Origin of the sequence: uncultured Eudoraea sp., assembly GCF_947260015.1 — a bacterium.
In the GTDB taxonomy this organism is placed as follows: Bacteria; Bacteroidota; Bacteroidia; order Flavobacteriales; family Flavobacteriaceae; genus Eudoraea.
On sequence record NZ_CAMYOM010000030.1, the window covers coordinates 46,571 to 61,837 of the forward strand.

The window sequence follows — 15,267 nt, forward strand, 5'->3', positions numbered from 1 at the left end:
CATTATTTACTCTAAAAAACATATCTTGATTACTCCAAACTACTCAAACTTTTTTCCAATGTTTCAATTTTAGCTTCCGCATCCTCTGCTTTCTTTTTTTCCATTGCCACTACCTTTTCTGGGGCATTATTAACAAACCGATCATTAGCAAGTTTTTTATGAACGGATTGCAGGAAACCTTTGGTATACGAAAGTTCTTCCCTGATCTTCTTTATTTCGGCATCTATATCAAGTGTTCCGGAAACAGGTATAAAATATTCATTACTTCTAACTCTAAATGACAGTGCACCATCCACAGCGCTATGTACGGAATTAATGGGCTCCACATTAGCCAGCTTTTTGATTACCACATCCCAGTCTTCAGTTATTCCTTCTTTATTTAGTACTGAAAGTTCTAAAGTTTCTTTTAAAGGTATATTCTTCTCTTTGCGAATATTCCGAATACCGGATATTACTTCTGCCGCTAAATCAAATGCCTTAATTTGTTCAGAGTCATAACTTTCTATTTCTGGCCAGTTAGCAATGACCAGGGCCTCAGATGGTTTACGATCCGAGATACGCTGCCATATTTCTTCCGTTAGAAAGGGCATAAATGGGTGTAAAAGCTTTAAATTATTCTCAAATATAGATATGATTGCAGTGTAACTTTTCTGATCAATTGGTTGCTGATAGGCAGGCTTAACTATTTCCAGCAGCCATGAGCAAAAATCATCCCAAACCAGTTTGTAAATTGCCATTAATGCTTCTGATATACGGTATTTGCTAAAATGGTCCTCTATCTCCACAAGCACTTGATTAAATCTGTCTGTATACCATTCAATCCCTTTTAAAGAGTACTCAGGTTGCGGTAGTTCGGCAATTTCCCATCCTTTAACAAGACGAAAGGCATTCCATATTTTATTGGCGAAGTTTTTTCCTTGCTGGCAAAGAGCTTCATCAAATAAAAGGTCGTTCCCGGCTGCAGAACTTAGTAGTAAGCCAACTCGTACGGCATCTGCCCCGAATATTGAAATTAATTTTAGTGCATCAGGGGAATTACCCAGAGATTTGGACATTTTACGCCTTTCTTTATCCCGAACCAGACCCGTTAGATAAACATTATCAAATGGTTTTTCTCCTCTAAATTCATAACCAGCAACAATCATCCTGGCTACCCAAAAAAACAAAATATCGGGTGCGGTAACCAGATCGCTCGTAGGGTAATAATAATTAACCTCTTTGTTATCTGGTTCCATGATTCCACCAAAAACACTAATTGGCCAGAGCCATGAAGAAAACCAGGTATCCAATACATCTTCATCTTGTTTCAGATCTTCCTCAGTCAGCCCAATATTCCCAGATTTATCTCTTGCTTTGACCAGAGCATCTTCTTTTGATTCCGCAACAACAAAATCGTTTTCGCCATCTCCATAGAAATAAGCGGGTATGCGTTGTCCCCACCAAAGTTGCCGGGAAATATTCCAATCCCGAATATTCTCCATCCAATGACGATATGTGTTTTCAAATTTTCTAGGGAAAAAGTTCACTTCCCTGGTTTCCAGAACAGCAGTTAAAGCCGGCTTTGCCAAATTTTCCATTTTAAGAAACCATTGATCTGAAAGTCTTGGTTCTATGACGACTTTTGTTCGTTCGGAAGTACCGACTTTATTTACATAAGGTTCCACCTTTGTTAAAACACCTGTTTGTTTTAATTCCTTAACAATGGCTGTACGTGCTAAAAACCGGTCCATCCCTTCAAAATGCATTCCGAAAGAATTTAATGAAGCATCTTCATTAAAAATATCTATTGTTTCAAGCTGATGTTTTTCGCCAAGAAGCTTATCATTTTCGTCATGTGCAGGTGTGACTTTTAGACAACCAGTTCCAAATTCCATAGTAACATATTCGTCTTCAATTATTGGAATTATCCTATTGCATATGGGAACGATTGCCTTTTTACCTCTCAACTTTCTGTAACGTTCATCGTTTGGATTGACACAAAGGGCAGTATCACCCAGAATGGTTTCAGGACGTGTGGTTGCTATTATAACCTTATCATCAGAACCTTCGATGGAATATGCCAGATAATACAACTCGCCATTGCGCTCTTCGTATATTACTTCCTCATCTGATAATGTCGTTTTTGCTTCAGGATCCCAATTCACCATACGATAACCACGATATATCAAACCTTTATTGAATAATTCAACAAAAACTTTAATAACGGAGGCAGACATGTCTTCATCCATCGTAAATTTTGTGCGATCCCAATCACATGAACAACCTAACTTTTTAAGCTGTTCTAAAATTACACCCCCGTATTCGTGTGTCCATTCCCAGGCATGAACCAGGAATTCTTCTCTTGAAATATCCTTTTTATCTATTCCCTGTTCCTTCAATTTAGCTACGACTTTTGCCTCTGTTGCTATGGAAGCATGGTCTGTTCCTGGTACCCAGCATGCATTAAGCCCAAGCAGGCGCGCTCTTCTAATAAGCACATCCTGAATGGTATTATTCAACATATGCCCCATATGCAGAATACCGGTAACATTAGGTGGCGGTATAACTATGGTATAAGGCTCACGACTATCGGGTGATGAATGAAAATAATTGTTGGCCATCCAATAGTCATACCAATGGTCTTCTATTATCCGAGGCTCATATTTTGATGGAATATCCATAATTTTGGTACAGTTTTTGTTTAATCAATACCGGTATCAAAAAATGATTATCACTAAAAATGTTAAACTTGAATGCAAATACGAAACAAAAATAAGTAACGTTAGAAGATAACAAAAGAATTTTGGATGTTGATACTAAAACATTTACATTTGAGATTCACCCAAAACCAAAAAGTAATGAAAAAAATAGTACTAATATTATTTGTAGGCCTACTTGCATTTAGTGTAAACGCCCAGGATAAGGCGGCCAAGATAGAATTTAAATCGGAGACCGTTGATTATGGTGTAATTGAAAAAGGTAGTGATGGCGTAAGGGTATTTGAATTTACAAATACAGGAACGGCACCTTTAATTATAAGTAAAGTAAGTTCCAGTTGTGGCTGTACTATCCCCAAAAAACCTGAAGAAGCTATTTTGCCGGGTAAAACAGGAGAAATACAAGTAAAATATGACACTAAGCGAGTTGGACCAATTAGAAAGGCTATAACAGTGATATCAAACGCTGATACACCTACTAAAGTGTTAAAAATTAAAGGCGAAGTGACAAGTGTAGACGGTAAATAGAAAAATCTGTATTATATTAATAAATAAAAACCGGAATGAAAATTCCGGTTTTTTTATTCAAATACTGTTTTGAGTACAAATGAAAATAACAAATCTCTGTTGTATCTTTCAATAAGTACCTTAATGCGCTTTCCTTCTTTTTCATTGAGCAAGTTCATGACTTCCTGAAGTTTATAACTATAAATACGCTTACCATTTACAGCTAAAATTATATCTCCTTCTTTAAGACCAGCCTCTTCGGCCGGGCTTCCTGCCCTGATACCTGAAACAATAATCTCAGGTACTAAACTAAGTCGGGTCTGGTTCTCCATAAGAATTTCCACATCCCCAAATGTACTTTCACTATTTATAACAACCCCTCTGCTATCTGCGATCCGTTCTGCGATATATCGCACTCCATTATGCTGTAATTGAACGCCACACATATTGTACTGGAAAGGAGCACCAAAATGTCTATTCTTTTTAAAGGTAATTTCTTTGGCAGGATAGTTAAAAACAATATTAAAGCGTTTAAGAATGGCCCCGCCAATACTACCGTTTCTATTCCCTGTCATGGCCAGGGTACTAAAGGTTTCCATATCAGGAAATGCTGCTTTCGCGTCCTTTAATACAAATTCTCCTATATTAATTCTATTTAACCTGGTGCGTTTACCAAAGATACTTCCATTCAATCCCCGACCTAAAAAATCCTGATAGTTTTGTACAGGAATACCAAGCCCTTTTTCCTCATCCCTAAAGAGCCAAACAGTATCACTACTACCTGTATCAATTAAAAGTTTTACCGGTACATCGTTTTCCCCATTTAAACCAACATTTCCATCAATATAAGCCTTGTTTCGTCTAATAGCTAAAGGTAATGTCTGCGATTTGGTATTCTCTTTTTCTTTATAAAACCGGGGATCATGAAATTTAATGTATTGTGAACCATAATTAATTTCGACAACAAAATCCCGGAAGAGGTCATATCCAATGATTCCATGTATAGGGATTCCCAGACTTGGGGAGAAATTCATTTCCTTGTCCAGAACAACGCATAATAACTGATTAAAATTTCTAATTTCATCTATTTTGAAAAAGTTTCCTTTTGAACTAAGCGCTTTTATCGGGTCCCCATCCCCAAGACCCCTAATTGTGATTTCCGATACGTTTTTTAATTGAATGGAATCCTGGTCCGATACATTAAATAGAATAGGTGTACTCACCCCTGAATCCAGGATAAAGGACAAATTCGCCCCGTTAACTTCAATAGGAATAATTATAAGATTATTGATTAATTTAAAATTAACCTTTTCGAATTTTTTCCCATTTGGCAATCCAAAACCTTGTGATATACCATAAAATGGCAACCACAGAATTAACAATAAAAAATATTTAAAAATTTGACGCAACTTGCTAATAATTAGTTCAATATATCTTAAAGATACTAAATAATAGCAGAAGTTTATAGTACTTTAACATTCCATTAGATGAACTGATAATATTTAACTTTATGTTGTTTTGTCCATAATGATTTCCCATTTTTGCTAAAATTTAGAATTTTATGCCAGCCATCTCAAGGAAGGGTCAATTAATGCCAGAATCCCCAATCCGGAAATTGGTTCCCTATGCGGAAGATGCCAAATTTCGGGGTATTGAAGTAATTCATCTGAATATTGGCCAGCCAGATATAAAAACTCCTAAACAGGCGTTGGATGCGGTCAAAAATAACACAATTGAAGTTTTAGCCTACAGTAGAACCGAAGGTTCCGAAATCTATCGTAAAAAATTAAGTAAATATTACGAAAAGCAAAAAATACACGTCGCACACAATGACATTTTGGTGACAACCGGGGGATCTGAAGCTCTTTCCTTTGCTATGGGAAGCATTGCTGATGCTCAGGATGAAATTATAATTCCTGAACCTTTTTATGCCAATTACAACGGTTTTGCAACAGCTATGGGAATAAAAGTAACTCCCGTGCTTTCAAAAATTGAAAACAATTTTGCGCTACCTCCCATTGAGGATTTCGAAAAGCTCATTACAAATAAGACTAGAGCAATCCTTATATGCAACCCTGGAAATCCTACTGGGTATTTATACAATAAAACCGAAATTCAGAACCTGGCATTATTGGTAAAAAAATATAATCTTTTTCTGGTTGCAGATGAGGTCTATAGAGAGTTCACTTACGATGGAAAAGAGCACTATTCCATATTACAGGAAAACGGGTTGGAAGAACACGCCATCGTTATAGATTCTGTTTCCAAGAGATATAGTATGTGTGGCGCAAGAATTGGTTGTCTTGTCTCTAAAAACAAGGAGATTATAAAAACAGCCCTAAAATTTGCCCAAGCCAGACTTTCACCTCCTACATATGCCCAAATTGCCAGTGAAGCTGCTTTAGAAACACCACAGGAGTACTTTAAGGAAGTTATAGAAGAATATGTAGAAAGGCGTGATTTGCTTATAACTGAATTGAATAAAATAGACGGTTTAATTGTAGGCAGGCCTCACGGCGCATTTTACTGTATAGCGCAATTGCCTATAACAGACGCAGATCATTTTGCACAATGGCTTCTGGAGAAATATGATTTAAACGGTGAGACCGTTATGGTTGCACCAGCTGCAGGATTCTACGCAACCGAAGGAATGGGTAAGAATCAGATACGAATTGCTTATGTTCTTAAAAAAGAACGTTTAATAAAAGCAGTGCAAATATTAAAAGAAGCACTTAAAACCTACCGGGCTTTGTGAAAATACGCCATAATATATCTTTGAAGAAGTATAATACTTTTGGTATTGAAGCCTTTGCAAGTCATTTCGTAGAAATAACCACAATCCAGAGTCTCAAAGAAGTACTTCAACAAAAGGGTTACCCGAAAAAAATTGTGTTAAGCGGCGGAAGTAACATGCTAATTACCAATGATTTAAATGCATTAGTTATGCACATTAACATCAAGGGAATTACCATACTTTCAGAAGATGAAAATCACGTAATCCTGAAGATTATGGCGGGAGAAAACTGGCATGAATTAGTAATTTGGACCATTAATCACGACTACGGAGGGCTAGAAAATCTATCATTAATTCCCGGAAATGTAGGTACCTCACCAATACAAAATATAGGCGCATACGGGGTTGAACTCAAGGATTGTTTTGAAAGTTGTGAAGCCATGGATGTTTCTACTCAGCAACTCATCACTTTTACTAAGTCTGACTGCCAGTTTGGCTATAGAGATTCTATTTTCAAGAATTCAGGGAAGGGTAAATATATTATTACGTCTGTAAATTTAAAACTAAATAAACCGCCCCATAAACTAAATACGTCTTATGGTGCAATTGAAACAGAATTAAAAGAAAATAAGATTGACAACCCTACAATCAAGGATGTATCCAAGTCTGTAGTTGCAATTCGCCAAAAGAAACTCCCAGACCCTGTTAAATTGGGCAACAGTGGAAGTTTCTTTAAAAACCCAGTTATAACAAAAGAGAAGTTTATTACTTTTTTGGAGAATAATCCTGAAGCGCCTTTTTATCAAATTTCAGAAACTACTTATAAAATACCTGCTGCATGGCTTATTGAACAATGCGGATTTAAAGGAAAAAGATTTGGTGATGCCGGGGTTCATAAGAATCAGGCCTTAGTCTTGGTGAACTATGGAGGAGCAAGTGGACAGGAGTTACTACTATTAGCAACTAAAATTCAGGATGCCGTATTAACGCGATTTGGCATCGAAATTAAGCCTGAAGTAAATATAATTAGCTAAAAAGAACAGAAAAAAGCCATAAAATAACCCCCGAGAAAGAATTCACGGGGGTTATACCAAACCAAACTAACCAAAAATTAAATGTACAATAACCAGTTGCACATTTATCTAATTAAAATTGAGAAAACGCTTTCTTAACAATCAATTTTATAATTTAGCGTTTACACTATATACGGGGCAGAATAATATTTTGGATGCTTTCTTTCCGAATTATTTGATGTCTTTAATCTAATATGAGTTCACTACTTGAAAAACATATTGTTGAATTGTTGCATGAACGCAATGAGAAGGCTATCTCATTGCTGTATGAACACTATGGCGATACACTTTACGGGGTAGCTTTTAAAGTAGTTAGAGATTCTGAACTGGCACAGGACGTATTACAGGAGAGTTTTGTGAAGATCTGGAAAAAATCTGACTCCTATGATTCCTCGAAAGCAAAATTATTTACCTGGCTCTTCAGGATTACAAGAAACACAGCAATTGACAAGCTACGTAGTGTAAACACCAAATCTGATAAGGAAATCCAAATTGATGTTTCTGACGTATATAATCTAGGTGTAGACAGTATCAGACCCGAGTTCATGGATGTCAAAGAGAACATGGAGAAGATAGAACATAAATATCATGTGGTGTTGGATGCCTTGTTTTTTCAAGGAATGACACAACAAGAGGCCAGCGATGAATTAAATATTCCGTTGGGAACTATCAAATCCAGGTTAAAAATTGGACTAAGAGAACTTAAAAAGATTTATGGAAACTCTATGATACTTTTACCCTTATTAATTTTAATGTGATGAAAGAAAAAATACGAATATTCTTAGGTACTGATTTACTTGAAAAGTATCTGTTGGGAACGACCACTCTTGAAGAATCAATGCAAGTGGAGCGATATATAGCAATGTACCCTGAAGTTAGAAAGACCTATGATGAGTTACAGGCAAATCTTGAAACCTTTGCAAAATTACATTCCCTTAAAACCCCGGAAGGTCTTAAGGCCAAAATCCTAAATAGAATTAAAGCACAGAATACAGGTAGAAGAAAGTTTCAAAGATATGCTATTGCTGCAAGTATAACGGCTTTACTTTTTGCTGGCTCATCTTATTTCTTTTGGAATCAAAACCAAAATTTACAAGATGAAAATGTCATCGTAAATAATAAGATCAGAAACTTGGAAGAAGATATGAAAGAACAACTGGAAGATGTAAGAAACCAGTTTATAGTTCTAAATAATCCTCAGACTAAAAAGTTTACCGTAAATGGGAATAAAAAGGCAAAGGAATTAAAAGCCGTGGCCTATATTAATCCTGTTAAAAAACTTTCATATATTAATGTTAGGAGTTTGCCTAATTTACCTGACAACCAATGTTATCAGATGTGGGCTGAAGTTAATGGTGAAATGGTCAATCTGGGGGTAATTAAAAATGTTGATGATAAAGACCGCCTTAGACCCTTACCTTATGCCGAAAACGCGATTGGTTATATAACTATTGAGCCCCAAGGCGGAAATGACACTCCTACAGTTCAGAATATTGTAGCCAATATTTCCTATTGAGAAACAAATGATTTGTAGATTATACAGCCCCTTTTAGGGGCTTTATTTTTGTATCTTTGTGAAAATTCTCTTTATGAAGTTAATTTTACTTACTATAGGTCTTCTTGCGCTGGCATTCGCTGGCATTGCAATTAAAATATGGTCTAAAAAAGATGGTAGGTTTGCCGGCACTTGCGCCAGTCAAAATCCTTATCTTAATAGCGGTGGAGAGGCCTGCGGTTTTTGTGGTAAACTTCCCAGCGAGCAGGAATGCGGAAAAGAGGCTTCTGCAAAATCACAATAACATTAAAATTACTTTTAGATTTATTAAAGAGCAGGGTTTGGATAAAACTGGCGAAATACTCAAGAGTACAATAGAACGGGCTAAAGCGGGTTCTCAGATTGCTTTTAGTAGTTTACTTGACATATTCTGGAATGATGTATATGGTTTTCAATTAATTCGGACTAAAAATGAAAATGATGCCGAGGATATAACAATACAAACCTTTTCCAGGGCTTTCGACAAATTAGATTCTTATGACTCCGCTTATGAGTTTAAAACATGGCTAATTACTATTTCAAAAAATTTACATGTAGACCTTATAAGAAAAAGAAAAAGGAATGTTCTTAATAGCACTGATAGTGGTAATAACGAGGCCATAAAAAAGGTTCTTGACGATGCCCCAACTGCCGAGGATCAACTAATCACCGATCAGAATCTCGCAAAGCTTCTTCAAAATATTAAACAATTAAAGCCGCATTATCAAAAAGTTATTAATCTTAGGTATTTTAATGAACTATCCTATACAGAAATTGCCGAAGAATTAGGAGAACCAGTGAATAATGTTAAAGTAAAATTGCTCCGGGCAAAAAAATTATTAGCAGAAATCATCAAAAGCAAACGATAGTTTTTTGCAAGTTAAGTTTTTGTTTAAAAGCTGAACCCTTTTCCGATAGCTTTTGTTTTTCTATTTGGTCGTATATTTGTTTAAAAATTTTACATGAGCATTGAAACTATTTCCCATGTGCTACCGCCTAAAGGCAAACCAAAATGGTTAAGAGTTAAATTGCCAACTGGGAAAAAATATACCCAGCTAAGAAGTCTGGTTGATAAATATGATTTGCATACCATATGTACTTCAGGAAGCTGCCCGAATATGGGGGAATGTTGGGGAGAAGGCACAGCTACTTTTATGATTTTAGGCAATATCTGTACGAGGTCCTGTGGGTTTTGCGGTGTGAAAACTGGCCGGCCGGAGAATGTGGATTGGGAAGAACCCGAAAAAGTAGCACGTTCCATTAAAATTATGGGTATTAAACATGCTGTAATTACTTCTGTAGACAGGGATGATCTTAAAGATATGGGCTCTATTATATGGTCCGAAACTGTAAAAGCTATTAGAAGAATGAATCCGAATACTACTTTGGAGACCCTTATTCCTGACTTTCAAGGGCTTGGAATTCATTTAGATCGTATTGTAGACGTTGCTCCCGAAGTTGTTTCTCACAATATGGAAACTGTAAAAAGGCTTACACGGGAAGTTAGGATACAGGCAAAATATGAGCGTAGCCTTAATGTTCTGCATTACCTGAAAGAGCAGGGTGTTAAAAGAACCAAGTCTGGAATTATGTTGGGTCTGGGAGAACTTGAATCTGAAGTTATTGAGACCATGGAAGACCTTAGAAATGCCAAGGTTGATGTAGTTACTATTGGACAGTACCTTCAACCTTCTAAAAGGCACTTGCCTGTGAAAGAATTTATTCCACCCGAACAATTTGCTAAGTACGAGGAATTAGGGCTTAACATGGGATTCAGACATGTTGAAAGTGGAGCTTTGGTTAGGTCTTCTTACAAAGCACATAAACATATTCATTAAAAAGTCTATAAACTTTCTGTATTCCAAAGATTTCCTTTAGGAAAATATTGGTTTTAGTACCAATATCGGACCAAAAACTGTGGGCTGAACGATGCTATTTTAGGTTAATAAAGCAGTGATTATTCATGAAATAAATGATACTTTTAATAGATTTTCCAAAAATGAACTAAAATACAGTCTTTTTTATAGGCAAGAACCTATAGTTTCTGTTGAAATAAACAATAGTTGCTTATCCTAGACGTTTGATTCAAAGGTGAGGTTTGTTAAACATTTATTATAACATTCTATATATTAAAAAGTAACTAGTGTACAGTATAAGAATTATGTGTTTTTATTAACTTCTTTGCTAAATAAAAAGTCATTTGAGATTATTTTTACAACATATAATAATATCCAAGGCATTTTTCTTATTCATATTCATGTCTTACTTTCCTGTTGTCCTGTCCCAAGAGCGAACAAATCAGGTAAATGCCTTAGAAACTTTTTTTAATGAAACCAGGACTTATAAAAACCAGAACAAAATAAATCTTGCACTGGAATCCCTGGATAAAGCTGCTGCCTTGGCCGAAGAGACAGAAAATGAAAAGGCCCTTGTGGGTTGTTATCACAAGTTTGCGTTGCTTTATATGGAACTGGATAAAAGAGAAACCACCCTTTTTTATTGGGATCGTGCGGCAGTACTGCTGAATGAACTGGAGTATCCATATGGCCATGCAGTTCATAAATACATAGAATCTATTCTACTCTATGACAGCGGTAATAACTTTCAGGCCATTTTCATGCTAAATGAATCTAAGCAACTTAGTAATGACCGTAATCTTCTCAACAACTTATTACTATTAGAGGCCAATATATTCCTCACCATAGAAAAATTTGATAGTGCAGCATTAAATTTTAATTCCCTTGTGGTAAATAATGATGTATTTGAAAAAGAATCCCTAATGGCAAAGTCACACCTGGGATTAGCAAAATTATATTTTAAAACTGAAGATTATGATGAAAGTATTAAAAATGGGGTTAGTGCTTTAGAAATCGCTGAGGCAAATAACTTCTCCAAAGAAGAATTTGAAGCTAATGAAATATTGGGGCAGGCTTATGAAAAAAGAGAAAAATACAATCTTTCTCTTGTTCATAACAGGAATCTTTTAAAACTAAAAGATTCTGTTTTCACCATAGAAAAAATTAAGGCCGAAGCCAAAACAGCCGATAGGATTCAATATGAATTTATGACGGAAGAAATTAAGCGTCAGGATACTAAAATAGAGGAGTTAAATGAATCCCGGAACAGATCGGAAATTACTGCTATTCTAACCTCTGCTTTTTTAACTATTATTTCTTTATTAGCAGTATCACTATTCAGGAATAATCAGATTAAGTTAAAGACCAATGATCTTCTGCAAACTAAAAACAAGGAGCTGCAAACTGCCAGAGATGCAGCAGTACAGGCTATGGAAGCCAAAACTAACTTTCTATCTACTGTAAGTCATGAATTGAGAACACCGCTGTATGCCGTTACTGGTTTGGCTCACCTCTTATTGGAAGAGAATCCAAGCGATAATCAAAAAGAACATCTAAAGTCCTTAAAGTTTTCGGGGGATTATTTGCTGAATTTTATAAATGACATACTTCAAATAAATAAAATAGATGCCGACAAACTGGAGGCCTCTAATATGGAATTTAACTTAAAGAAAGTGCTTGCAGATGTAATAAGTTCTTTACAGCAAAGTGCTAAAGAAAATAAAACAAAAATTATTTTAGACTACGACGAGGAAATTCCTAAAAATTTAATGAGCGACCCTCTTAAATTATCCCAGATATTTATGAATCTGGTTGGTAATGCTTTAAAGTTTACCAAAAATGGAGAAGTACATGTAATAGCCAAACTCCTGAAAAAGGAAGAGGAAGAAGTCACTATATATTTTGAAGTCAAGGATAATGGAATAGGAATTTCAATTGAACAACAACAACATATCTTCGATAGTTTTGAGCAAGGCTCAATTCAAATTAACAGGGAATATGGCGGTACTGGCCTTGGTCTTACTATTGTGAAGAGCCTGTTAGGTCTATTTGACAGTAAAATACAGCTTAAAAGTACCATGGGCAAGGGTACTTCATTTTTCTTCGAATTAGACCTTAAAAGTAAAGATAGTGTACTAGATGACATTCCTTTTGAGATAGTCCAAAAAGACTATGATTTAAATGGCCTTCACCTACTTGTTGTTGAAGACAATAAGATAAATCAGGTAATAACCAAAAAAATGTTGAATAAAAGAGGTATTAGCTGTGAAATTGCCGGAAACGGTAACACGGCAGTAGAAATGGCCAACACAAGTCAATATGATGGCATACTGATGGACATACATATGCCGGGAATAAGTGGGGTTGAAGCTACAATTCAGATTAGAAAATTTGATTCTGACATACCAATTATTGCGCTTACCGCAATATCCTTAGATGACAGTTTAGAAAGTTTCTATGCAGCAGGTTGTAATGACGTCGTTACCAAACCTTTTAAACCAGAAGTGTTTTATCAAAAAATTGGTGAAAACATCCTTGAACATAAATTAAAGAAATCGGTATCCTAATTTTTCAAGGCTTTTTGTTATAACTACATCTCCTTTGTTCAAAAATCGATGCCTGACAGATATATAGTAAAGATTATCTACTCTATCCTTCAACCGCATATAGTCCTTCTCCGTTGTCAGTATTAGAGGTTTGGAATTAAAAAAATCAATCTCTTTCCCGGAAAAATAATGATGATCCCTATACTCACGATGATCAAAAGTAATGCCTGCACTTCTTAGAAAATCAATCAAAGGTTTGGGATTAGCAATTCCTGTTACTAAAGTGACTTCTTTATCTAGTAAAGCATCGAGGGATATTTTTTCTTTTTCCCCTTTTAAATCATTGTCATATTCTAAATTGCAGAATAACACTTTTTGATCTTTTCCAGGATTCAGCACCCTTGTGATTTTCAATTGACTTTCATCATCCAGCTCCGGGGGGCATTTTGTTACAACTATTAGATCTGCTCGTTTAGATGAATTTTTATTGTCTCTTAAATTTCCAGTGGGTAAATACCAGTCATTTGTGTATAATTTTCCGTAGGATGTCAATAAGATTGAAAATAATGGCCTGACTTTTCTATGTTGGAATGCGTCATCCAAAAGTATAAGATTTGGATGCTTCAAGGTTTCAAGTAGTTTAATACCTCTGATTCTATCTGCATCTACCGCTACTGAAACCTTTGGAAACTTAGAATATATCTGTAAGGGCTCGTCTCCAATTTCTTCAGCCGTACTTGTTATTTGGGCCAAAACAAACCCCCTGGTTTTCCTTTTGTATCCCCTGCTCAAAACTGCAAGCTTTGAATCTGCCGATAAATGACTCAAAAGCCATTCTATCATTGGTGTCTTTCCAGTCCCCCCGGTACTTAAGTTTCCCACGCTAACAATTGGGGTTTTAAATTCTTTAGATTGTAAAATACCTGAATCATATAAAACATTCCTAATATATAAAGCGAGGGCATAGATCAAAGAAAATGGGAAGGCTAGAATTCTTAGCAGTTGCATAGGAACGAAAATATAATATTTTATCTTTGATGCAGGCAATAAACTTTAAAACATACTATTAAATTATGCCCAATTGTATTAATTTTAAATTGTTTAAGATTAATGCTGAACATGATTAAATTCCATTTACCTGAAGATTACCTTAAATTATTTTTAGGCTTTAACGTGCATACTATTAATAGGCAGGGCTTATTTTAATAGCCATAAATTTTGAAATATGAAGGTTAAAGATGTTGCTGAAATACTTGAAGAATTGGCCCCTCTGGAATATGCTGAGGATTATGACAATGTTGGGCTTCTTGTTGGTGATCTGGACATGAGTGTAACTAATATCCTGGTTACACTTGATTCACTCGAAAATGTAATTGATGAAGCAATTGGCAAATCATGCAATCTGATCATTAGTTTTCATCCTATATTATTTAAAGGTCTTAAGAGCCTTACCGGCTCTAATTATATAGAGCGTGCTGTTATAAAAGCCGTTCAAAATAATATTTCCATTTATTGCCTGCACACCGCCCTCGACAATGCAATTGAAGGTGTTAATGCCAAAATCTGTGAAGTATTGGAGATAAAAAATACAAGGATTTTAATCCCGCAACAAGGAACCATAAAAAAGTTAACTACTTATGTACCTAGAACGCATTCTAAAGTTCTATTGGAAGGCCTTTTTAAAGCGGGGGCAGGAAGTATAGGAAATTATAGTGAATGCAGCTTTACCGCAGATGGTACTGGCAGCTATAAAGCTGGGAGAAATGCGAATCCTGTCAAGGGAAAAAAGGGCGAACTGCATTTAGAAGAAGAAACTCAGATCAATGTTACTTTTCCTAAAAGCAAAGAAAAAAGTGTGTTAGCCGCTTTATTTGAACATCATCTATATGAGGAGGTAGCTTACGAAATATACACCTTAGATAATGTTGATTCCGAAATTGGTATGGGAATGATAGGTGAATTGGAATTACCTCAAGCTGAAATGGACTTTCTCAATATCCTAAAAAATAAAATGAATGTGTCCTGTATAAGACACTCAGATTTTTTAGGTAAAAAAATTCGTAAAGTAGCAGTATTAGGAGGAAGTGGTGCATTCGCTATTACCGAAGCAAAAAAATCTGGTGCAGATATTTTTATTACATCGGACATAAAGTATCATCAGTTTTTCGAAGCTGAAAACAAAATACTTCTTGCAGATATAGGACACTATGAAACTGAGCAGTTTACAAAAAATTTATTGGTAGACTATCTTACAAAAAAAATGCCTAATTTTGCAATCTCGTTATCGGAGAGTATTACAAATCCTATCAAGTATTATTAAA

13 protein-coding genes are annotated in these 15,267 nt (G+C 35.5%); 10 read left to right on the forward strand and 3 right to left on the reverse strand.

From position 1 onward, the window contains the following. Positions 1-29 precede the first annotated feature (29 nt). A complete protein-coding gene (locus Q0X66_RS12055) occupies positions 30-2,660 on the reverse strand; it encodes a valine--tRNA ligase (protein ID WP_297706679.1) in 2,631 nt (876 codons plus the stop codon). A gap of 177 nt (positions 2,661-2,837) precedes the next feature. Between Q0X66_RS12055 and Q0X66_RS12060 the strand changes: the two genes are divergently transcribed. Beyond that, positions 2,838-3,224, forward strand: coding sequence for a DUF1573 domain-containing protein (locus tag Q0X66_RS12060; protein ID WP_297706681.1), 387 nt, complete (start codon positions 2,838-2,840; stop codon positions 3,222-3,224). Between the two features lie 53 nt (positions 3,225-3,277). On the opposite strand, the gene Q0X66_RS12065 is transcribed toward Q0X66_RS12060, so the two are convergent. Continuing rightward, positions 3,278-4,585 (reverse strand): aspartyl protease family protein, encoded by a 1,308-nt coding sequence (locus Q0X66_RS12065; protein WP_297706683.1) that lies wholly within the window; start codon positions 4,583-4,585, stop codon positions 3,278-3,280. Between the two features lie 179 nt (positions 4,586-4,764). Here Q0X66_RS12065 and Q0X66_RS12070 point away from each other — a divergent pair, with 179 nt between their 5' ends. The 8 genes from Q0X66_RS12070 to Q0X66_RS12105 all read left to right on the forward strand — a co-directional run bounded on the left by Q0X66_RS12070 (position 4,765) and on the right by Q0X66_RS12105 (position 12,967). Further along, on the forward strand, positions 4,765-5,958 hold the full coding sequence (locus Q0X66_RS12070; RefSeq protein WP_297706684.1) for a pyridoxal phosphate-dependent aminotransferase: 1,194 nt from the start codon (positions 4,765-4,767) through the stop codon (positions 5,956-5,958). Beyond that, the gene (murB, locus tag Q0X66_RS12075; protein ID WP_297706685.1) at positions 5,955-6,971 is read left to right on the forward strand and encodes a UDP-N-acetylmuramate dehydrogenase; all 1,017 of its coding nucleotides are present in this window, start codon (positions 5,955-5,957) and stop codon (positions 6,969-6,971) included. The genes Q0X66_RS12070 and murB overlap by 4 nt, the downstream gene beginning before the upstream one ends. Positions 6,972-7,204: 233 nt before the next feature. Continuing rightward, complete coding sequence (locus tag Q0X66_RS12080; RefSeq protein WP_297706687.1) at positions 7,205-7,768, forward strand: RNA polymerase sigma factor; 564 nt, start codon at positions 7,205-7,207, stop codon at positions 7,766-7,768. Further along, entirely contained in the window at positions 7,768-8,526 is a 759-nt protein-coding gene (locus Q0X66_RS12085; protein WP_297706689.1) for an anti-sigma factor, read from the forward strand. The genes Q0X66_RS12080 and Q0X66_RS12085 overlap by 1 nt, the downstream gene beginning before the upstream one ends. A 73-nt stretch (positions 8,527-8,599) precedes the next feature. Next, positions 8,600-8,809: a membrane or secreted protein gene (locus Q0X66_RS12090; protein WP_297706691.1), complete on the forward strand. Its 210-nt coding sequence runs from the start codon at positions 8,600-8,602 to the stop codon at positions 8,807-8,809. A 37-nt stretch (positions 8,810-8,846) separates the two neighbouring features. After that, on the forward strand, positions 8,847-9,413 hold the full coding sequence (locus Q0X66_RS12095) for a sigma-70 family RNA polymerase sigma factor (RefSeq protein ID WP_297706693.1): 567 nt from the start codon (positions 8,847-8,849) through the stop codon (positions 9,411-9,413). A gap of 93 nt (positions 9,414-9,506) precedes the next feature. Further along, a complete protein-coding gene (lipA, locus tag Q0X66_RS12100; protein ID WP_297706695.1) occupies positions 9,507-10,382 on the forward strand; it encodes a lipoyl synthase in 876 nt (291 codons plus the stop codon). A gap of 419 nt (positions 10,383-10,801) precedes the next feature. After that, positions 10,802-12,967 carry an ATP-binding protein gene (locus Q0X66_RS12105; protein ID WP_297706697.1) on the forward strand — a complete coding sequence of 722 codons (2,166 nt, stop codon included), beginning with the start codon at positions 10,802-10,804 and terminating at the stop codon, positions 12,965-12,967. On the opposite strand, the gene lpxK is transcribed toward Q0X66_RS12105, so the two are convergent. After that, the gene (lpxK, locus tag Q0X66_RS12110) at positions 12,947-13,954 is read right to left on the reverse strand and encodes a tetraacyldisaccharide 4'-kinase (protein WP_297706699.1); all 1,008 of its coding nucleotides are present in this window, start codon (positions 13,952-13,954) and stop codon (positions 12,947-12,949) included. The two genes, Q0X66_RS12105 and lpxK, sit on opposite strands and share 21 nt — an antisense overlap. Positions 13,955-14,171: 217 nt before the next feature. Between lpxK and Q0X66_RS12115 the strand changes: the two genes are divergently transcribed. Then, entirely contained in the window at positions 14,172-15,266 is a 1,095-nt protein-coding gene (locus tag Q0X66_RS12115) for a Nif3-like dinuclear metal center hexameric protein (RefSeq protein ID WP_297706700.1), read from the forward strand. Position 15,267: the final 1 nt, after the last annotated feature.